This is a genomic window from Acinetobacter sp. 148 (assembly GCF_031196675.1).
GTDB classification, from domain to species: domain Bacteria; phylum Pseudomonadota; class Gammaproteobacteria; order Pseudomonadales; family Moraxellaceae; genus Acinetobacter; species Acinetobacter baumannii.
The window spans coordinates 73,473-94,906 of record NZ_JAVIMT010000063.1 but is presented as its reverse complement, the minus strand read 5'-3'; the positions used below and the strand labels follow the sequence as shown (position 1 = coordinate 94,906).

At 39.1% G+C, this 21,434-nt stretch carries 18 protein-coding genes; 14 read left to right on the top strand and 4 right to left on the bottom strand.

The features are described 5' to 3' along the window. Positions 1 to 87 precede the first annotated feature (87 nt). The 7 genes from basG to basJ all read left to right on the top strand — a co-directional run bounded on the left by basG (position 88) and on the right by basJ (position 7,552). The gene (gene basG / locus RFX69_RS11210; protein WP_000603882.1) at positions 88 to 1,239 is read left to right on the top strand and encodes an acinetobactin biosynthesis histidine decarboxylase BasG; all 1,152 of its coding nucleotides are present in this window, start codon (positions 88 to 90) and stop codon (positions 1,237 to 1,239) included. 97 nt (positions 1,240 to 1,336) lie between these two features. Then, positions 1,337 to 1,492, top strand: coding sequence for a hypothetical protein (locus tag RFX69_RS11205; RefSeq protein WP_001176134.1), 156 nt, complete (start codon positions 1,337 to 1,339; stop codon positions 1,490 to 1,492). After that, positions 1,485 to 3,095, top strand: a complete 1,611-nt coding sequence (gene barA / locus RFX69_RS11200) for an acinetobactin export ABC transporter permease/ATP-binding subunit BarA (protein ID WP_272351978.1) — start codon at positions 1,485 to 1,487, stop codon at positions 3,093 to 3,095. Before RFX69_RS11205 ends, barA begins: the two co-directional genes overlap by 8 nt. Next, positions 3,092 to 4,687, top strand: coding sequence for an acinetobactin export ABC transporter permease/ATP-binding subunit BarB (gene barB / locus RFX69_RS11195; RefSeq protein WP_289332516.1), 1,596 nt, complete (start codon positions 3,092 to 3,094; stop codon positions 4,685 to 4,687). The genes barA and barB overlap by 4 nt, the downstream gene beginning before the upstream one ends. 71 nt (positions 4,688 to 4,758) lie before the next feature. Continuing rightward, entirely contained in the window at positions 4,759 to 5,493 is a 735-nt protein-coding gene (basH, locus tag RFX69_RS11190) for an acinetobactin biosynthesis thioesterase BasH (RefSeq protein ID WP_001032906.1), read from the top strand. A gap of 10 nt (positions 5,494 to 5,503) precedes the next feature. Then, the gene (gene basI, locus RFX69_RS11185) at positions 5,504 to 6,259 is read left to right on the top strand and encodes an acinetobactin biosynthesis phosphopantetheinyl transferase BasI (protein WP_289332515.1); all 756 of its coding nucleotides are present in this window, start codon (positions 5,504 to 5,506) and stop codon (positions 6,257 to 6,259) included. A gap of 123 nt (positions 6,260 to 6,382) precedes the next feature. Continuing rightward, positions 6,383 to 7,552, top strand: coding sequence for an acinetobactin biosynthesis isochorismate synthase BasJ (gene basJ, locus RFX69_RS11180; protein WP_289332556.1), 1,170 nt, complete (start codon positions 6,383 to 6,385; stop codon positions 7,550 to 7,552). A 118-nt stretch (positions 7,553 to 7,670) separates the two neighbouring features. Here basJ and RFX69_RS11175 read toward each other — a convergent pair whose 3' ends face one another. Further along, on the bottom strand, positions 7,671 to 8,918 hold the full coding sequence (locus RFX69_RS11175) for a L,D-transpeptidase (RefSeq protein ID WP_000498089.1): 1,248 nt from the start codon (positions 8,916 to 8,918) through the stop codon (positions 7,671 to 7,673). A 299-nt stretch (positions 8,919 to 9,217) separates the two neighbouring features. Between RFX69_RS11175 and hemE the strand changes: the two genes are divergently transcribed. From hemE to RFX69_RS11155, 4 genes are all read left to right on the top strand, one after another. Beyond that, positions 9,218 to 10,291, top strand: coding sequence for a uroporphyrinogen decarboxylase (gene hemE, locus RFX69_RS11170; RefSeq protein ID WP_289332514.1), 1,074 nt, complete (start codon positions 9,218 to 9,220; stop codon positions 10,289 to 10,291). Between the two features lie 6 nt (positions 10,292 to 10,297). Further along, entirely contained in the window at positions 10,298 to 11,092 is a 795-nt protein-coding gene (locus RFX69_RS11165; RefSeq protein WP_289332513.1) for a DUF817 family protein, read from the top strand. A gap of 145 nt (positions 11,093 to 11,237) precedes the next feature. Further along, positions 11,238 to 11,708, top strand: coding sequence for a DUF3015 family protein (locus RFX69_RS11160; RefSeq protein ID WP_000914200.1), 471 nt, complete (start codon positions 11,238 to 11,240; stop codon positions 11,706 to 11,708). Positions 11,709 to 11,769: 61 nt separating this feature from the next. Next, the gene (locus RFX69_RS11155; RefSeq protein WP_289332512.1) at positions 11,770 to 13,662 is read left to right on the top strand and encodes a DUF4105 domain-containing protein; all 1,893 of its coding nucleotides are present in this window, start codon (positions 11,770 to 11,772) and stop codon (positions 13,660 to 13,662) included. Between the two features lie 67 nt (positions 13,663 to 13,729). On the opposite strand, the gene RFX69_RS11150 is transcribed toward RFX69_RS11155, so the two are convergent. Then, on the bottom strand, positions 13,730 to 14,881 hold the full coding sequence (locus RFX69_RS11150; RefSeq protein ID WP_268871846.1) for an extended-spectrum class C beta-lactamase ADC-290: 1,152 nt from the start codon (positions 14,879 to 14,881) through the stop codon (positions 13,730 to 13,732). Between the two features lie 160 nt (positions 14,882 to 15,041). Next, the gene (folE, locus tag RFX69_RS11145) at positions 15,042 to 15,590 is read right to left on the bottom strand and encodes a GTP cyclohydrolase I FolE (RefSeq protein WP_001187844.1); all 549 of its coding nucleotides are present in this window, start codon (positions 15,588 to 15,590) and stop codon (positions 15,042 to 15,044) included. A 262-nt stretch (positions 15,591 to 15,852) separates the two neighbouring features. On the opposite strand from folE, the gene xdhA reads away from it, so the two are divergent. The 3 genes from xdhA to xdhC are packed head-to-tail and all read left to right on the top strand — an operon-like array spanning position 15,853 to position 20,719. After that, entirely contained in the window at positions 15,853 to 17,352 is a 1,500-nt protein-coding gene (gene xdhA, locus RFX69_RS11140) for a xanthine dehydrogenase small subunit (protein ID WP_289332511.1), read from the top strand. A 1-nt stretch (position 17,353) separates the two neighbouring features. Beyond that, a complete protein-coding gene (gene xdhB, locus RFX69_RS11135; RefSeq protein WP_289332510.1) occupies positions 17,354 to 19,729 on the top strand; it encodes a xanthine dehydrogenase molybdopterin binding subunit in 2,376 nt (791 codons plus the stop codon). A 6-nt stretch (positions 19,730 to 19,735) separates the two neighbouring features. Then, positions 19,736 to 20,719, top strand: coding sequence for a xanthine dehydrogenase accessory protein XdhC (gene xdhC / locus RFX69_RS11130; RefSeq protein ID WP_289332509.1), 984 nt, complete (start codon positions 19,736 to 19,738; stop codon positions 20,717 to 20,719). Between the two features lie 10 nt (positions 20,720 to 20,729). On the opposite strand, the gene RFX69_RS11125 is transcribed toward xdhC, so the two are convergent. Further along, positions 20,730 to 21,425: a Smr/MutS family protein gene (locus RFX69_RS11125; protein WP_000066132.1), complete on the bottom strand. Its 696-nt coding sequence runs from the start codon at positions 21,423 to 21,425 to the stop codon at positions 20,730 to 20,732. Between the last annotated feature and the right edge of the window lie 9 nt (positions 21,426 to 21,434).

Genomic DNA, 21,434 nt, shown 5'->3' with positions numbered 1-21,434 from the left:
CCTGGTCGCTAAATTTATACATAAAATTTATATCTTTGATAGCGACTCCTTAGACGACTTGTAATCGTCATATTAACGGAGCAAAAAATGATTTTATCGCCTGCTGATCAAGAGAGAATAGAGACATTCTGGAATTACTGTTTAAAACATCAATACTTCAATATTGGATATCCTGAATCTGCAGATTTTGATTATTCCGCTTTATTCCGTTTTTTCAAATTCTCTATTAATAATTGTGGTGATTGGAAAGACTATAGTAATTACGCATTGAATTCTTTTGATTTTGAGAAAGATGTGATGGCGTATTTTGCTGAAATTTTTCAAATTCCCTTTGAAGAAAGCTGGGGATACGTAACCAATGGTGGCACAGAAGGTAATATGTTTGGCTGCTATCTGGCGCGTGAGCTATTTTCTGATTCCACATTATATTACTCAAAAGATACGCATTATTCGGTGGGAAAAATCGCCAAATTATTGCAGATGAAATCTTGTGTGATCGAATCATTGGATAATGGTGAAATCGACTATGATGATTTAATCCATAAAATAAAAACCAATAAAGAAAGTCACCCCATTATTTTTGCAAATATTGGTACGACCATGACCGGTGCAATTGATGATATTGAAATGATTCAAGAGCGCTTAGCGCAAATCGGAATCATGCGCCGAGATTATTATATTCATGCCGACGCTGCCTTAAGTGGCATGATTTTACCTTTTGTTGATCATCCTCAAGCATTTACCTTTGCTCATGGTATCGACTCAATCTGTGTGTCTGGTCATAAAATGATTGGCTCACCGATTCCGTGTGGCATTGTTGTGGCCAAGCGCCAAAATGTAGAGCGTATATCGGTAGATGTTGACTATATCTCTACACGTGATCAAACCATTAGTGGTTCTCGTAATGGTCATACCGTCTTGTTGATGTGGGCAGCAATACGTAGCCAAACCAATTTACAAAGACGACAGAGAATTCAACATTGTCTAAAAATGGCCCAGTACGCGGTTGATCGCTTTCAGGCAGTTGGGATTCCTGCTTGGCGAAATCCGAATTCAATCACTGTGGTATTTCCGTGTCCTTCTGAGCACATCTGGAAAAAGCATTATCTGGCAACCTCTGGAAATATGGCTCATTTAATTACTACGGCACATCACCGAGATACACGTCAGATTGATAGCTTAATTGACGACGTTATTTTTGATTTACAAGGTGCCTCTAAACGTACAGTTGGTTTTTAGTCATATCAACCAAGATGATTTAGACAAATCCATATTAATTTTTACAGTCTAGAAAATGATCTAAAAATATTTTGATAGGGTGGTTAGGAAGTTTTTGATGCAATTAAAGTTTTTAAAAAAATACTTTTTATATGATTTTCTTATTCATGCTTTTTTAAAGCCGAAAAAGGCAATTCTTGCTGGTCAATTGAAGCGAGATTTTATTTTAAGTACCGCTTTTTCTATGAATATAAAGAGAGATAAGCATGTCTGATTTAAAGTTATCTCATCTGATGACAGACTCTTCCTTGGCACCTGCACTCAAGCCAGCATTTCCTAAATTATTTGCAGGAACGCTTGCTGCCGTATTTTCAGGTTTGGCCATCTTAACTGCCTTGTGGGGCATGATTCAGTTGATTGGTTATTTATCTTCTTATTGGGTGATCTTTTCAGCGGTTTTTTGGATAGTCGGGGCGGCATTGGCAGCACTAGCTTCATGGTTAGTGCATGATGCAGAGGCTGGATTTTCGGCACGATTACGTCGTCAAATTGCTCATCATTTAATTCGGTTACCTAACACAACCCTATCAAAACAGGGTGACCAAAACTTAAAACGACTGGTTTCAGACGATATCGCAACCTTACACCATATGGTGGCACATTTACCGTCGGAAATTGCGATTTTTGCTGTAATCCCTTTAGTTTCTATTGCTTTATTAGTTGTGTTGGTTGGCCCGATGGCACTTTGGGTATTATTACCTGGGGCAATTGCTTCACTCTATTATTTAATTATTGTTCCTCATGTATCAAAACGGGATGGCGCTGCGCGTATGCAGGTCATGTTAGATATTATTGGTTCTGCTGATGATTATGCGCGCGGCATTCGTGATAATCGAATATATGGGCAACAATCAGGCGCTTTAACAGCCTATACTCAATCAGCACAAAATTTCACTCAAAATATGGTGTCTTGGGTGAGTAAAGTCGCAACACTCGCTGCTGTTGCCACTGCCTTACTACAAGCTGTTGCAACCTTTGCCATAGCCTATCTCGTGGCTTATCAATACGACAGCATGACCTTGGCTGCAACACTTTTCTTTAGCTTGGCCATCGTGACACCTTCGCTACGTTTAGGGCATGGTCTTGATTATGTTGCTGCTGGGCGAGCTGCAGCTACTCGTTTATCTGCTTTCTTAAAAGAGCCAGTAATTTCATCGGGCAATCTACAACAGATTGAGGGAGATGTAACACTCGAAATAGTGAATGCAAGCTTTGTAATTGAAAATCAAAAAGTATTGGATCGATTAAGTTATTCATTTCCAAAAAATTCAATAACTGCAATTACGGGACCGAGTGGAGTTGGCAAAACCACCTTACTGCGAGCACTTGCTGGATTAGCTGTATTGCAAGAAGGTGTTGTTCAATTAGCAAAAACAGATATTTTGCAATTACATGAAAAACTAAGACATGAAAAGGTTTTGTTTATTCCACAAGGTGGAGATGTATTACCGACCACAGTAAGAGAAAACTTGTCCTTATCTGCCGTTAATGCAAATGATGCACAACTTGAGCAGGCATTACTCAAGGCCCAACTAAAAGTAGATTTAAATGCAGATGCAACTTTACTTTCAGGCGGTGAAAAACAGCGCATAGGAATAGCGCGTGCGTTTTTATCCTCAGCTCCTATTATTTTATTAGACGAGCCAACGAGCGCACTCGACCAGACCAATGCGACAAAAATAATATTGGAGTTAAGCGACTTAGCTAAAAACCAGAATAAAACCATCGTCATGGTCACTCATGATCTTGCCTTAGCTGCTCATGCCGACAACAGGTTAGTGCTTAACGGCCCAACTGACTCAGGGAAATCTTTATGAATACTGCTGCTAAATTAAATAAAGATCAGATTTTTTCGATGCTTCCTCGTGCGGCCAAACAAAAATTAATTATTGTTGGTATTGGATGGATCATTGTTGCAGCAATTGAAGCAATCGCATATACCGTATTGGCATTTGCAATTGTCAATCAATGGTCACCAAGCTGGGTTCTCATCAGTGCAATTGCAGCAATATTAGTGACAGTTATAGTCACTCGTGCTGGCTTCCTTACTGGTGTGCGTTTAGCAGGAGACCTATTTGCTGAGTTAGGCAAATCTTTAGCTCGTGCCAAGCTCTCTTGGTTTACCAATGAACAGCGTGCTCAGATTAAGACAATTGCTGGACAGGGAATTCCTGGGTTTATGAGTATTCCTGCTCATCAATTGCAAACCTTTTTACATGCGCCTTTTATGCCTTTATTTCTAACAATAGGAATAGGCATGCTTGCCGGAGCAGGCGTAGCATTTGTCGCTTTAGGCTTACTTTTACTCTCTTTATTTGCTCAATTCCTAGCACAACGTGCACTCATGCATATTGATAAAAAACGTAATACTGCCGATTTAGCTGCTTCACAAGCAACGTTGGAATTGGTTGATCATGTTGAGTTATTACGCACAGCCGCGGGACCAGAACGTGCGGTTCAAAGGCTGGAACATCGTTGGGAAGAGCAAGAAGAGACATTAGTACGGATCAACCGTGCTGCTGCATTTGCAAGTTTTGTTGCAACCTTGGCAAGTGTTTTACCGATTGCTGGGATGGCAACATATCTGGTGATCGCTGGAGTCAATCATGCTGCTTTGGTATTGGCATTACTCGTCTTAATTGGACGTGCAGCAGCGCCGTTAGGTGAACTTGCTACCGCAGGGTTGCATATCAATGATTTATTTGCTGCACTACGCAACTTTAATCAGATCACCCATCCACCTGAGTTGCCTGAGCCATTACACCCTCAAATTCCTACTGGCCATCATATTTCGGTACAAGGCATTAGCTATGCGCCAGCACTTGAAAATATATCTCTCGATATCGCATTGGGGAGCAGAGTATGGGTTACCGGACCAAGTGGTAGTGGTAAGAGTACTTTACTTGAATTGCTTACACGGTTTGATGATCCACAAAGAGGAAAAATTACCCTTGGTGGCATAGCTCTTGATCAAATGAAATATGAAGATTTGGTCTCGAATATCGCTTATGTCACACAAGAACCTATTTTGTTCACAGGTACACTGGCTGAAAATATCCGTTTAGGTAAACCTGATGCAACTGATGATGAAATAGAAAAGGCTGCAAGAGATGCCGTATTAGGGGCAATGATTGACCGTAGTTCAGAAGGAATTAATCAATCGGTGGGTAAACAAGGCACTGCATTGTCTGGTGGTGAACGTCAGCGGGTCGCAATTGCCCGAGCATTACTCAAAAATGCGCCGATTTTAATACTTGATGAAGCAACCTCTGCCTTGGATGAAGAGACTGAGCAGGAAATTGTTACAACGATACGTGCTCTTTCTTCTACGGTTATTTTTGTGACGCATCGTGACTCAGCCATTTGGCAACCGACTCAAACTATCAATTTAGCTTCAACTTCTGTTTAAAAAATAGAGCAGAAACCTGATTTAAGCATTTTTTATAAAAGAAAAATGCTTAATATTTGGAGAATTCTTAAGTGAATAAACATCAATATAATATGTTCTGTTTACCGCCTGCGGGGAGTAGCGCGAGTATTTATCATCCATGGAAAAAGCAGATCTCTGACAATATTCGTATTATTCCTATTGAATATTCGGGTCATGGTATAAAAATAAATGAACCATTGATTGATGATCCTGATCTATTGGCTATGCAAATTGCCAATGAAATACAAGCTTACTCAGACACACCATTTATTTTATTTGGACATAGTGTAGGAGGTGGCTTGATTTGGAAAGTACTCAATTATTTGAATGAAAAACCCATAATTGATCAGTTGAGATTAATTGTTATAAGTAGCCGACCTGAGCACCACTATATTCAACATATGCGGTACAAGCATGAGCTAACTGATGAAAAAATTATTGATGAATTAAAGCGATACAATAATTTTCCTGACGAAATTTTAAATAATCAGGAAGCACTCACATTCTTTCTCAAAATCATTCGTAACGATTTCTATCTTAGTGATCAATTACTTAGCGAGAAGATTCATAAGACTGAGGTTCCGATCGTTGCATTTTATGGCAAACAGGACCCTGATATTCCTAACAAAAGAATGATGGATGCATGGCAACAACACACAGAAAATTGGTTAGGAAGCATTGAGTTTGAAGGGGATCATTTCTACTTTCTCAATCCCGAAACTCGAGTGAAGATGCTTGAAAACATTGCTGCCATCGTTGAAACATTGACCGTGAATATTGAATAAAGTCCATGCTATGAATACGAAGAAGCAGCTAAGTAGAGGGGCTAATTCATGTCTGGATGAAATAAATATTCAATATGAAAAGCTAACAGCTTTCGGGATAGATATACATAAGGTCCAGCTCAGCCAAATCAAAGAAATACCTCAGCTTGATCATATCTATCAGGAGCTGAATATATTTCTTCCACCGAATATAAAAAGCTCACGCTTCATTCGTCAATTAGAGTTCTTGACGGGGCGCTTAGCAGCAAAATATGCATTACAAAGCTTTAACTTACAAGATTCTATTGTCTATCAAGGTAGACATGGGGAACCCCTATGGCCCGAAGGAGTGATGGGGGGGATTAGTCATGTTGGATCAAAAAAATCATGTTATGCCATCGCATATGCTAGAAATAACACACCTAAAGAAAAAATATTTGGAATCGATATAGAGTCTCAAAAACATTATATTTTTTTTCAAAAGAAAGATGAATTTTATGATGTTTTTCTCAACAAAAACGAGCAAGCAGAAATTGAAAAGCTACTAAGAAATCAAGCATATTTATATTTGCTAATATTCTCCGCTAAAGAAAGTATCATTAAGGCATTTTATTTAAAATATAAGCAAATTATTGATTTTAAGAATATAAAATTTAAAGCGCTAGATGGTGCGTTTCTTTATTTTTACCTTAGACAAGAAAGTTTAAGCGAGATAACTCTAGAGGTTAAAGTTTATTTTTTTCATACAAATAACGAGATAATTACAATTTCTTGCATTGAAAACTAAATTTTTATTGATAATAATAATCATTTGCATTAATGTGTGTTTCAGTATTTTTATATCCTTATATTTAAAAAGAAGTACTACAGAATTTGCTTGAAAAAAATCAATGTGAGAGGTGATATACAGATGATGCAGACTCAAATATCAGTAGAGCAAAATTTAGATCATATCGGTCAAAAGAAATTTTCATGTTTTTCTACGAAGAATTATTATCTTGAGGTGAGCGAATTTATTAAAACGTTAAATACACCTGCAGCAAATACCACACTATTGAATGAAGAGATTGCAAAATGCTTTGAAGAAATTAAAAAGCAAGGCCATCAAAATCCAGTTTTAATTGGTGCTATACCTTTTGATATTACAAAGAAAAGTAGCTTAAATTTTTATGCTGATCATAAAAAAATAACACAAGTATCTTCTACGATTAACTCATTAAAAAATCGTAATAACATTGAGATAATTAATAAATCATTACTCATTCAACGACAAAAATTTGAAGGTACAGTACAGCTAGCTTTAGATGCTTTTGAGAAAAAGAAGGTAGAAAAAGTTGTTCTGTCTCAGGCTGTTGAATATGAGTTTAACCGTCATCAAGAGCCAGAAAATTTATTGGCTGCTTTATTAAAGCAAAATCCAAATGCTTATAATTTTGTGATTCCAGTCGAACATAATAATTATATTCTAGGCGCAAGTCCTGAACTGCTTTTATCAAAACAAGGGCGTATTGTAACCAGTAATCCTTTGGCTGGCTCTCGTCCTAAATCTCAAATTTCTGAAAAAAATTTCGTCAGCCAACAAGAATTAAATCATTCTGAGAAAGACCAACATGAACATCGAATTGTGGTTGAAAATATTATTAGAAATTTAGCTACTCATTGTGTAGAGCTTAAGGTTTCTGAATTTCCAGATATTTTAGAAACATCAACGATGTTGCATTTATCATCAGAATTCCAAGGTGTGCTTAAGCAACAAGCTCCGAATGCTTTAAATCTTGCATTAGAATTACATCCAACCCCAGCAGTCTGTGGCTCACCAACTCATGTTGCTAAGCAATTTATTTTAGATCATGAAGGTTATGATCGACATTATTACACGGGGTTAGTCGGCTGGATGGATGCCGAGGGTAATGGAGAATGGGTAGTAACGATTCGCTGTGGTCTGCTCAGTGAAAATAAAATGCGCTTGTATGCAGGCGCGGGGATTGTTGAAGGGTCAGATGCTGAAGCTGAATGGCTAGAAACAGAAGCTAAGATGCAAACCATGTTAAATATTCTAAATACAAAAATTGCTGTGTAATTAGAAACCCTAGACTGGTTTTATTTTTATAGCCAAAACAATAATTAATATTCCACGGCCTATGCTAAAAAATTTAATAAAAAAGCCTGCATAAAGCAGGCTCTTTTAATTACGAGGATTATTCTAAGAATTTAACAGTTACGCCTGAACGTACTTTATTACCTAAATCGTTAGCATCCCAGTTCGTTAAACGGATACAACCGTGTGATGCAGTTTTAGAAATTAAAGACGGGTTTGGTGTACCGTGAATACCAAATGATTTTTTGCTTAAACCAATCCAGATATTACCTACAGGAGCATTTGGACCTGGTGGTAATGACAGCGGTTTTAAGTTATTGCCTTGTACAAAGTTAGAAGGAGAATAGCTGTACCAAGGGTTACGTGCTACACCTACTACCTTGTAAGTACCGGTCGGAGATGGCGTATCAGTACTGCCAATTGTTGCAGGAAATGACGCAATCATTTGGTTACGGCTGTTAAACAGATACAACTGTTTTGCACCTTTATGCGCAATAATCAAGTGAATATCTTCTGGTAAGTCATTGCGTACATTTGGAACAATGATTTTTTCACCAACTTTTTTGAATGTCGCAGTCGGGTTAATTTTCTTTAAGAAGGCTTCATCAATATGAAACTTCTCGCCCAACATTTCACTTACGCGTGTGTAGTACAAACCTTTCATTTTTGCTTGTAAAGCATAGTCAGAAGGAATTGATTGTGCGTAAGGACCTTTTAAATCGGCATCGGTAATGGTGTATTCAATAAATGCTGGTTTGTTTTGTTTAGCAACAAGCGCATCCCAAGTCTCTTTAGTTAACTCGCCAGTAGGAGATAAACCATTCATTTGCTGGAAAGATGCAATTGCTTTTAAGGTATTTTTACCGCTCATGCCATCGATAGCACCCGGTGAAGCATGTGCATTATTAAGCATAACGTGAGCGCGTGCATAAACTGGAAGTTGGCCTTTGCCAATATTTTCATACCACTCAGCGTTGTTTAAGCTATCTAATGTCCATGTAACCGCTGGCGCAGAAGTTGCTGTAGACGCAGTAGCTGTTGTGGTTTTAGCCGTAGCTACTGGTGTTGAAGCGGCAATACCTGAATCAGCATTTTGGTCTTCAGCTTTTTGTAAATTTTGTAATGTTGTTGACGCTCTATTTAGGTCATTTTGTTCTTGTGCAGTAATCTGAGTCTGAGCTTGAGCTTTTACAGTTGAAGCAGCATCTACAGCAAGCGGATCAATCGGATCTTCTACAGGAGCAGATACTTTATTAGGGTTCAGTGGTTGCTCAGTTGTTGACGCAGCCAAAGCAACATTAGCAATAATACAACTTAAACTCATAGCGAGTAATGAGCGAACAAACATGTAATTCAACCTTAAGAATTTTCATATAAGCAATAGGGAAAATCAGATCCTTTAGGCCATAAACTCACCAATCATTCATTCTTATGAATTTAATATTGGCTTATTTGAGACTCGAAGGGATATAAATAAACCCGATGTAACATGCTGCAAGTATTGCAGAAAACGTTTCTTCTTGCAGTAGACTTTTGTGTAAATATGCATTTTTTAGTAGATTGGCAAGTTTTTTGTGTGAAATTGAAATTATAAAAACACTCACCTTTTGTTATGATGCTGCCACATGAAAAAGATAGAGATCGGCAATGACGACACTTAAAAATGATCGTTTCTTACGTGCTTTATTACGTGAGCCTGTAGATACCACTCCAATATGGATGATGCGCCAAGCAGGACGTTATTTGCCTGAATATCGGGAAACACGCTCAAAAGCTGGTGACTTTCTATCTTTATGCAAAAATACAGAGTTTGCTTGTGAAGTGACTTTACAGCCTTTGCGTCGCTACGATTTAGACGCAGCAATTTTATTTTCAGATATTTTAACTATTCCAGACGCATTAGGACTTGGACTGTATTTTGAAACTGGAGAAGGTCCGAAGTTTCATAAAACGGTACGTACTGAACAAGATGTGGCTAACTTACCTAAGCTTAATGCTAAAGCCGATCTTGATTATGTGATGAACGCAGTAAGTACGATTCGTTCTGCTTTAGGTGGACAAGTTCCACTGATTGGTTTTTCGGGTAGTCCTTGGACACTGGCGACTTATATGGTTGAAGGCGGTTCAAGCAAAGAGTTCCGTTTTACCAAGCAAATGATGTATGCGCAGCCGGAAGTTTTGCATGCGTTGCTCGACCATTTAGCAGATTCAGTCATTGACTACTTAAATGCGCAAATTGATGCAGGCGCTCAGGCAATTCAAATCTTTGATAGTTGGGGTGGGGCTTTAGCACACCGTGAATATGTAGAGTTCTCTCTTAACTATATGAAGAAGATTATCGCGGGCTTACACCGTGAAAAAGATGGACGCCGTATTCCAGTGATTGTGTTCACTAAAGGTGGCGGTCAATGGTTAGAACCAATGATCACGACAGGTGCCGATGCATTAGGTCTGGACTGGACGACACCATTAAATACGGCTCGAACCACGGTAGCAAGTCGTGTTGCCTTACAAGGGAACCTTGACCCGGCTGTTTTATATGGTTCGGCTGCTTCAATTGAAAAAGCTGTAATGGCAATGTTAGACGATGCTTATGCAAACGGTGAGAAGACTGGTTACGTTGCTAACTTAGGGCACGGTATTACCCAATGGGTAGATCCGGCACAGCCAAAAATCTTTGTAGATACGGTACATGAATATAGTGCTAAATATCTAGGATAGTTTTTTGTGCAATATCTGTTTTTACCTCTTCAATTTATTGGCAAGGCTGTTTCGGCAGCCTTGTTTGGTATTTTGCTTCTCATCGCTTTTGCCCTAACTGCGTCGATGGGAAGCCATGAATATATGGGTTTTTATCGTTATGACTATTTACTCATCTATGCAGTGCTGATTCAGATCTGTCTTTTATATTTAAAACTTGAATCATGGGCAGAAGCCAAAGTTATTGCTTTATTTCACGTCATGGCGATGGCCATGGAAATATTCTTAACACACCCTGCGATTGCGTCATGGCAATATCCGCAGCCTGCGGTATTTAAAATTTTAACTGTGCCTTTATTTGCAGGCTTTATGTACTCTGCCGTAGGTAGTTTTTTTGCACGCTCAATACGCCTGCTGCAAGTTTCATTTGAAAAACTTCCGAGTTTTGGAAGTATGCTTTTACTGGCATTTTTCTCATATATAAACTTTATGAGTAAATTTTTTGTACCCGATATTCGCTATATTTTATTTGCCATCAGTGTTTTTATTTTTTGGAAAACAAAACTTTATTTCCACTTAAATGAGCATAAATTTAAAATCCCGATGTTGCCTGTATTGTTTACACTCGCTTTTCTGATCTGGATTGCTGAAAATATTAGTACCTTTTATAAAATTTGGCTTTATCCAAGTCAGGTAGAGGCTTGGCATATGGTGGGGTGGGGTAAACTTGGATCATGGTATTTATTATTGCTTTTGAGTTTAGTGTTAGTACTTAAAATATTAGGTCATCGAGATAATCAAGGTAATTGGAATTTAAGATAAATTTTTCTTTTACACTTTTTATCATATTATTTATTTTTTAATTGCTAAATGATTGGCTTATCGCTATCTTTAATATCGTGTAATAAGAATTACACATAACAATACATAAGAAACAATCAATAATGATTTTTGGAGATATACATCTATGTTAAAAAAATTAGCTTTAGCTGCTTTGTTAGCAGCTGGTTCAAGTGTTGCTATGGCTGATAACGATGTAGGTTGTGGTGTGGGTACGCAAGTATGGGCTGGCCAAAAAGGAGTGGTGCCTAAAATTCTTGCTGCAACAACAAACGGTATTTTTACTAACCAATTATTAGGTATTACTTTCGGTACTTTAGGTTGCCGTCAGGGTGGAACAGTTACAGCACAAGTTGTTACTTTCACAAATGAAAATGCAGAAGCTTTAGCGCGTGACATGGCTGTAGGCCAAGGTGAAAGCCTGAATGTACTTGCTGAGTTAATGCAAATCAAACCACAAGATAAAGACCGTTTCTTCAAAGTTTCAAAAGCAAACTTTGGTGAAATCTATTCAACAAACAACCAAAACACACTTCAAGTATTAGCATCATTACAAAACGTAATGGCTAAAGACGAAGTTTTAAAAGCTTACGTATAAGTTTGAAATTGAAAACCCTGTCATTTGGCAGGGTTTTTCTTATATTTAATGATTAAAATTGATGAGCTTAATGAAATCGGTTGTTTTAATTTTTGCCTCTTTGGCAGTGAATATTGCGTATTCAGCAGAAACAAATCCATCTATTCAAAACTACTGGTCCATTGCAGAACAAAAAAAATTAGACCAAGACATTACATGGCAAAGGCTCATGTATGCCAATAAAAACCAGAAAAGTGAGGTCACTTATGCTGGCTATTTTCTATCAGAAAATGGAAAAAATAATTTAAAAGAAGAACTGAAAGCAGACATCTCGGCATTATTTATACCTACGCAAGATAACCAGTCAATTCGCTGTAAATTTCCGGCACGCAGTCAGTGGCTTATACAGCAATTAGGCATTCAAGAAAATGAGTTGCCGCAAGTAAAATGTTCAGAATTTGAAAACTGGATTGGGCAGATTAAGCCTTATAAAGCGACCCTAATTTACGCCACAGATTTTATGGGCAATCCAAGCTCAATGTTTGGGCATACCTTATTGCGTCTAGATCCTAAAGATCAACAGCAGTTAAACCTCGTTTCTTATGCCGTAAACTATGCAGCAACAGTGGCAGGCAATGACAACTGGTCATATGCATGGAAAGGCTTAACAGGGCAGTATCCGGGTGAATACTCACTTATGCCTTACTATCGTAAGGTAAAAGAATATGGTGATTTTGAGAGCCGTGATTTGTGGGAATATGAGTTAAATCTATCTCCAGAAGAAACGCGGTTTTTGGTGAGTCATATTTGGGAAATGCAACATGTAAGCTTTCCTTATTACTTTGTGAGTGATAACTGTGCATATCGGTTATTGGGCTTAGTCGATTTAGTTAAACCTGAATCTCATCTACAAGAAAAGTTTAACTACGCTTCTATTCCAATGGAAACCATTAAAGCGATGCAACAACAAGGACTCACCAAAGCTCCTGTGTATCGACCTGCTTTAGAAACTCAATTATTGGCCCAAGCTCACCAGCATGGCGCATCTTTAGCTAAAGTTGCTCATCAGTTAGCAATGAAGCCAATTAAAGAGTCTTCGGAAACACTTAAATCATTTAGCCCATCAGATCAGGCCAAAATTCTTGAGATGGCTTATGATGATTTATATCTACAGTTTATTGGCCGCAAAGTTGAAGAAAGCTTTGCTCAGCCACAGCTTAGACAGCTTTTAGCACTACGAAGTCAGATTGATTTAGACAAACAGCGCCAAGAACCTAAAAGACCATCAACCGAGCCGACTCAAGGCCATAATGCACGTAATGTTTCGTTAAAACTGGGCGAAGTGCAAGGTGACAAGTTTATCGAGATAGGTCATAGACAGGCTTATCATGATTTAATAGATCCGCAGGGCGGATACCGTGCCGGTACTCAATTATTATTTTTAAATGGTAATGCACAGTGGCGAGATGATCATTTAAAACTAGAACATCTTGATCTGTTAGAAGTGAACTCTTATAACCCGATTCAACCATTTAAAACTCCGCTGACTTGGGGATTTAACTTAGGCTGGCGTCAGGAAGCGGTTCATGACGGCGTTTATAGTGATGAAAAGCAGCATGGCGTCGCGAGTTTTAATGCTCAGGTTGGTTACAGTCTTGCAGATTATGAGCGTAAACATATTTGCTATGGGCAGGTACAAACTTATGTCCAAGCGGGTACAAATTTAGATAAAGGCTGGCGTGTGGGAGTAGGGCCGACATTAGGATGTATGAATCAGTGGTTTGAAAAATTTAACACTGTGGTACAAGTTGAGCTGCCATATTGGGAAGACCAAAACCAATGGAACTTACGGCTAAATACACAGTGGCAATATGCCATTAATAGTAATAATGCCATTCGCTTTAATTGGGATTATGAAAAACAAAATCATCTGGACTGGATGAAATCAAGCTTAGGATATGTTTGGTTCTTTTAAACCATATACCTATAAAAAATAGAGAAATAGATGATGACTATTTCTCTCTTTTTATTTTAGGGAAAAATTATTTCTTTATTGCATTTAAAACTGCATACGCTGCCTTAATACGCTCTTCATTTGGAATACGTTTATTGGTTAACATGACTAAGCCAATATTTTCTTTAGGAATAAAGACCACATACGTTCCGAAACCGTTAGTTGAGCCAGTTTTATGGTACATCTTAACTGAAGGTTCCTTTGAAATAGCAGTCACTTTATTAGGTTTCATCACAATCTGTTCTGAATTACTGTCTAATAAAGTTTGTAACGTGGCCGGATAAGAAAACTCTTCCCAACCGAGTGCCTGGTACATGGTATTTACTTGATAGCGACCTTGATGTGTTTCATTAATTGCCCGTTGAATATCAGCCGGATATTTCTGTGGGTTGAGGTTGGCATGAATAAAACTCAGCATGTCGGGTAGTGTCGATTTGACACCATATGCTGGGGCATCGAGTGGGCCGGGGTTAACTCGAATCGGCTGATTTTCTTGGTTATAGCCAAAAGCATAGTTTTGCATTTGGGTCTTAGGTACATTTACATAGCTATGTTTTAAGCCAAGGGCCGGAAAAATTGTTTTTTCTAAGACTTGGTCGAAAGGTTTATTCATAGACAAAGCTACAACCTTTCCAAATAGGCCAATACTTGGATTTGAATATTGTCTGTATTCACCGATTGGGTTTTTAGGTTTCCAGTCTTTGAAAAAAGTTAAAACTTGTTGGTCTGTTTTTACTTCATCTGGGAACTGCAAGGCAAGGTTACCACTTGTATACGTCGCGAGTTGAAGTAAGTTAACTTGGTCAATCGGTGTATTTTTTAGCTCTTTCCAATATTTACCAGGCGTATCGTCAAAAGAGATTTTTCCTTTATTTTTTGCATAAGCACCTGCTGTCGCGGTAAATAATTTACTGACAGAACCTAGCTCAAAAATGGTACTGCTATTTACGGCTTTTTTATCTTGAACAGATTGAAGACCATAATACATTTCATACTTTTTATTATTTTGAATAACACCCACAGCCATACCTGGCACATCATATTTTTCTAATAACGGTTTAAAATTTTGATCTACCAGTTTTTTAATTTCTTGGTCTTTTGGTGTATTGCCCGCATAAATTGAGGTACTAAAAATAAAAAGCGGGGATAAAAGTAGACAAGAAATTTTTTTAAATCGCATGATTAGCTCATAAATTATTTAAAAAGAAAGATGCCTACTTTTATAACAAAAATCACCTAATTTAATTGTTATGTTTTATAGAATTGGATTGAAGTTTATCGCGTTCAGCTATAAAAAAGCCCAACATTGTCGGGCTTTTATTTAGACAGTAAAAACTATATTAGTAGCTTTCTGGTACTGCACTTAAGAATTCACGGCGTGCTTCTTTATCGGTTTTAAAATCTCCGACAAATGAAACTGTACGGGTTGTAGATTCCTGTTTACCTACACCACGCATCATCATACACATATGTGCTGAATCGATGACTACAGCAACGCCACGAGCGCCAGTGACTTCTGCAACAGCTTCAGCGATTTGCTGAGTAAGGTTTTCCTGAATTTGCAAACGACGAGCAAACATCTCGGTAATACGTGCAAATTTAGATAAGCCAAGAACTTTGCCTTCTGGTAAATAGGCAACATGAACACGGCCATAGAATGGGAGAAGATGGTGTTCGCAGAGCGAATAAAATTCAATATTCTTCACCAATACCATTTCATGGTTATCTGATGGGAAAACAGCATTATTGGTGACTTCTTCTAAAGTTTTACTATAGCCAGAAGTTAAATATGAAAAAGCTTTAGCCGCACGCACAGGCGTATCTTTAAGGCCGGGACGATTAAGGTCTTCACCGACGGCAGTCAGAATATTTGCGTACGATTGCTGCATTGACATAAGACGTATAAATTTACTCTATTAGACAAGCTCGGCATTGTATCAGAAACATGACCTGATGTTCATAAATCCTCGCACTATATTTATTTTGGTTTTTCCGTACGCTTGATAAAAGATGAATAAATTTCATGTTTTTTATCGTTAATAGTCAAGTGTTTGGACATGAAATGTGCGCTTAATATTGATAAGTTCTAAATGATCGCCTAATGGCATCATATTTGCACAGAAGCATTATTATAAAGCATAAGGATAAAACATGTTAGAACGTCCAATCACCTTCTTTTTCCGTGGTGGTCAGCAGCGAGTAGAAAATATAGTACCCACAATGACGGTTTTACAATTTCTGCGAGAATATACTCAAACTGGTAAGACTAGGCAGACTGGTACAAAAGAGGGATGTGCTGAGGGCGATTGTGGTGCATGTACAGTAGTGATTGGTGAATTGGTCAATGACAACCTGCAATTACGTAGTGTGAATGCGTGTATTCAGTTTTTACCAACTTTAGATGGTAAGGCCCTATTTACAGTAGAAGACCTTCATAGCTTATTGCCAGTACCAGATGGCACACTTCATCCGGTACAACAGGCGATGGTCGATATGCATGGTTCACAATGCGGTTTTTGTACACCCGGTTTTATCATGTCGTTATGGTCAATGTATGAAAATGAACAACAGTCTCTAAGCAAAGATAAAATCAGTGATTATCTTTCTGGAAACTTATGTCGCTGTACAGGCTATCGCCCTATTTTAGATGCAGCACAAAAAGCTTATGACTATCCACGTGTGGTATTAGAACGTCAAAAAGTAATTGATGTATTAAAAGAGATCAGAACATTACCTGCATTGTATTTGAATGATCAAAAGCAGCAATTTTTTGCACCCAAGACTTTGCAGGATTTTGCTACTTTACGTTTACAGTTGCCGCAAGCACGTATTGTTGCAGGTAGCACAGATGTAGGTTTGTGGGTAACAAAGCAGGGCCGTGATTTGGGCGATATGCTTTATATCGGTCAAGTTGAAGAGCTGAAAAAGGTTGTAGTCACAGACCATGCTTTAACGATTGGAGCAAATGTAAGTTTGAGCGATGCACTCATTAAAATTTCAGATTTTTATCCCGACTTTCAAGAGTTACAGCGCCGTTTTGCTTCCATGCCGATTAAAAATGCAGGAACACTAGGTGGAAATATTGCTAATGGTTCGCCTATTGGTGATTCAATGCCGGCATTAATTACGCTAGGTACACGATTGATTTTGCGTGTAGGTGAGCAGACTCGTGAAATTGCTTTGGAAGACTTTTATTTAGACTATCAAAAAATAGCATTACGACTTGGTGAGTTTGTTGAAGCGATTGTTATTCCGCTTCGCGAAGGGCAGACACGTTTTAAATTTGCCAGCTATAAAATTGCCAAACGATTTGAGCAAGATATTTCTGCGGTATGTGCAGCCATTTTTTGTGAGTTAGATAATGATGATGTCGCTCACAATGTAAGAATTGCTTTTGGTGGTATGGCGGCTATTCCCAAACGTGCAAAATATACAGAAGCCATATTAGAAGACCAGCAAATTACAGCAGAATTGATGATTCAGGCGCAGCAGGCATTGTCGCAAGACTATCAGCCTTTAGATGATGGACGTGCTAGCTCAGCGTATCGTTTACACGTCGCGAAAAACTGTTTAAAGCGTTTTTATGTAGAAAAAATCCTTTCTCAAACACTCACTCGTGTGAATGACCTGATTGCTATGGTGGAGATCTAATATGAATCAAACCATTGACTTAAATATTTCTAAAAAATCAGCTAAAGCAGGCGACTCGATTCCACACGAAAGTGCACATTTACATGTAACCGGGCAGGCAACTTATATTGATGATTTACCCGAGCTTGAAAATACACTGCATTTGGCAGTTGGATTTTCAAATTGTGCCAAAGGCAAAATCAGTAAGTTTGATTTGGATGCAGTACGTCAAGCTGAAGGTGTTTATGCAGTTTTTTCGGCAAAAGATATTGAGGTTGAAAATAATTGGGGGCCAATTGTTAAAGATGACCCAATTTTTGCCGAAGAGCAGGTCGAATTTTATGGACAAGCCTTATTTGTGGTCGTTGCCGAGAGTTATCAGCAAGCCCGTCAGGCAGTTCGCTTAGCAAAAATTGAGTATGTGCCCGAAACTCCAATTTTAACGATTCAAGATGCGATTGAAAAAGAATCATGGGTGTTGCCGCCTGTTGAATTTAGCCATGGTGAAGTTGAACAGGCATTTCAAAATGTAGCCCATCAACTTTCAGGTGCTATTGAGCTAGGCGGGCAAGAGCATTTTTATCTTGAAGGGCAAATTTCCTATGCGATTCCACAAGAAAATCAGAGTTTAAAAGTCTATTGCTCGACACAACATCCAACCGAAATGCAGTTACTGATTTGTCATGCACTAGGCATGAATATGCATCAGGTGAGTGTGGAAAGCCGCCGTATGGGTGGTGGTTTTGGTGGTAAAGAGTCACAGTCAGCGCAGTGGGCATGCATTGCATCTTTGGCAGCACAAAAAACGGGCCGTCCGTGTAAATTACGCTTGGATCGTGATGATGACATGAGTGCTACAGGCAAACGTCACGGTTTTGCTTATGAGTGGTCTGTGGCTTTTGATGACAGTGGTGTTTTGCAAGGCTTAAAGGTACAACTGGCTTCAAACTGTGGTTTTTCGGCTGATCTTTCTGGGCCAGTGAATGAACGTGCGATTTGCCATATTGGCAATGCCTATTATCTAAATGCAGTTGAGCTACGTAACTTGCGTTGTAAAACTAATACTGTTTCCAATACGGCATATCGTGGTTTTGGTGGACCGCAAGGTATGTTTGTCATTGAAAATATTATTGATGACATTGCGCGTTATTTAGGTTGCGATCCGGTTGAAATTCGTCAGCGCAATTTCTTTGCCGAGCAGCCCGGTGGTGGACGTGACCGTATGCACTATGGGGCAGAAGTCCGTGATAATGTTGCGCCAAAATTGGTAGCCGAACTATTGCAAAGTAGTGATTACGCGAAGCGTAGACAGACTATTCATGCCTTTAATCAGAACAATGACATCATTAAGCGTGGTATTGCGTTAACACCATTAATGTTCGGTATTTCATTTAACGCCGTGCATTACAATCAGGCAGGTGCACTGGTCTATGTGTACATGGATGGCACTGTCGCGATTACACACGGTGGTACAGAAATGGGACAGGGGCTATATACCAAAGTACGGCAGGTTGCTGCACATGAGTTGGGTTTACCAATCGATAGCGTTCGTTTAATTGCAACCGATACTTCTCGTGTGCCAAATACTTCGGCAACTGCAGCATCGAGTGGCGCAGATCTAAACGGTAAAGCTGTTCAAAATGCCTGTATTAAAATTCGTGAGCGTCTGGCAAAACTTGCAGCCGAAATAAGTCAAAGTGAAGCTGACCAAGTCCAGTTTGAAGATAGTATGGTTTCAACAGCGAATGGTCATTCATGGACATTTCCTGACTTGGTTCAACGGGCATATATGGCACGTGTACAACTATGGGACAGTGGTTTTTATAAAACACCAGAAATTTATTATGATCAGGTCAACCATTTGGGGCGTCCATTTTTCTATTATGCCTATGGTGCAGCGGTTAGTGAGGTCGCAATAGATACCTTAACTGGGGAAATGAAAGTATTACGTGCCGACATTTTGCATGACGTCGGGCGGTCAATTAACCCTGCAATTGATATTGGACAAATTGAAGGCGGGTTTGTGCAAGGGATGGGATGGCTCACGACAGAAGAGTTGTATTGGCAGCCGCAGGGGCCACACGCAGGCCGTTTGTTTACCCATGCACCTTCAACTTACAAAATCCCGACCAGTGTGGACATTCCTCATATTTTTAATGTCAAACTGTTTAATAATCAAAACCAGGCAGACACTATCTATCGCTCTAAAGCGGTAGGTGAACCGCCATTTATGTTGGCATTATCGGTTTTCTCTGCAATTCGTCAGGCAGTACAGGCAGCTATTCCAGAAAATGCACCGCTCGTACTCAATGCTCCGGCAACTGCCGAGGAAATTTTACGTGCAATTGCTATTGGACGGGGACAAGCTTTGGCTGCTCGCCCACGGGCTAAAATGTAGAAGATTATGCAACATTTACAATGGTGGACTGATTTTGTAGCGTGGCAAGTCGATGCTCTGCCTATGGTATTGGTCACAGTGGTCCGTGCTGATGGTTCTACGCCACGAGAGGTTGGTGCAACGATGTTATTGCGGTTTAATTTGCAACATCAATGGCAGCAGTCAGATACGATCGGTGGTGGGCATTTAGAGTTTCAGGCGATTGATATTGTTAAAGCAATGTTAAAAGAATCGGAAACTTGTGTGAGGCGTATTGAACGCTTTAACCTCAGTGCCCGGTTGGGGCAGTGTTGTGGCGGAGTGATGTGGTTATTGTTTGAAAAAATATTACCCGCTGAAATTGCGTCGGATTTATCTGGGAGTTTGCAAGCATGGCGAGCTGGAAAGCATATATGGCGTAACGTCTCATATCAATATGCATCCACTTGGCAGACTATGGATATGGAACAACAACCAAGTTTCGAGTTTCATTCTGGCAGCAGTGAAGAATGGCAATTTGGTCAGCAGATTCAACCAAATACCATGCAAGTGCTGATTTGTGGCGCGGGGCATGTGGGTGAAGCAATTGTCCGTTGTTTATTGCCTATTGGTGTGAGGGTGAAATGGATTGATCCGCGTGATGATATTTTCCCATCCGATTTACTGGAACAGGTGCAATGTTTAACGACTGATACCTTAGAAGCTGAGATTGAGCATTTTGACCGTTCAGGTGCAATTTTAATTTTAACTCATGATCATCAATTAGATTTGCAACTGTGTTTTACAGCCTTAAAACCTATGGCAAAACCATTTGCTTATGTTGGGATGATTGGCTCAAAAAGTAAAAGGGCTATTTTTGAAAAACGTATGCAGGTGCGAGGTTATACTTCGGAAACTTTGCAACGTTTGGTTTGCCCGATTGGGATAGACGGGATTTCATCAAAACAACCTGCAATGATTGCCATTGCAGTAGTTGCTCAATTATTACAGGTATTTGATGTAAAAAAATGATCCCAAAGGATCATTTTTTTTGTTCAAATTTTGGATTTTTTTCTGCACGTTTAAGCAGTACGAGAACAGCACCTGTGCCACCTTGGTTTTCAGGGGCACTTACAAATGCCAAAACATCACGATGTTGGCGTAGCCATCCATTGACATAGGTTTTTAAGACCGCTTCTGGGCCTTTACCATGCACAATTTTAATGACATTTTGATTTTCATCTTTTGCCATCTGGATGATTTGTAAAACTGCGTCACGCGCTTGTTCAATGGTACAGCCGTGTAAATCTACAGCTTCAAACCAACGCATCTTGCCTGCTTTTAAGTCTTCAAAAACCTTATGTTGAAGAGTCGCAATGCGATAGCTTAACGTTGCTTGGCTTGCGACCGGATTTAAAGCAGCTTGTGTATCTGATAGCTCGGCATGTTCGGTATCACGACCACCTTCGGCAGCTGCACGTTTCGCCAGAGTTTGTGCATCAACTTTTTTGGTACGTGGGGTTTTTACATCGGCAATATTACTATTGTTGATGGGTTTAACGCCTGCAACAGCCTGCTTAAATAGATGTGTGTCTTCCAATTCTTCAGACTCAGCCTGAGATTTTTTAGACTCAGGCTGATTTGCGATTTTGCTTGAATGAGGATTGGAGATTTGCTTTTTAAATTGCTTCAATAACTTTTGTTGCTCTTTAGAAAGCGATGAATCTTTATTACTCATATATCTTCA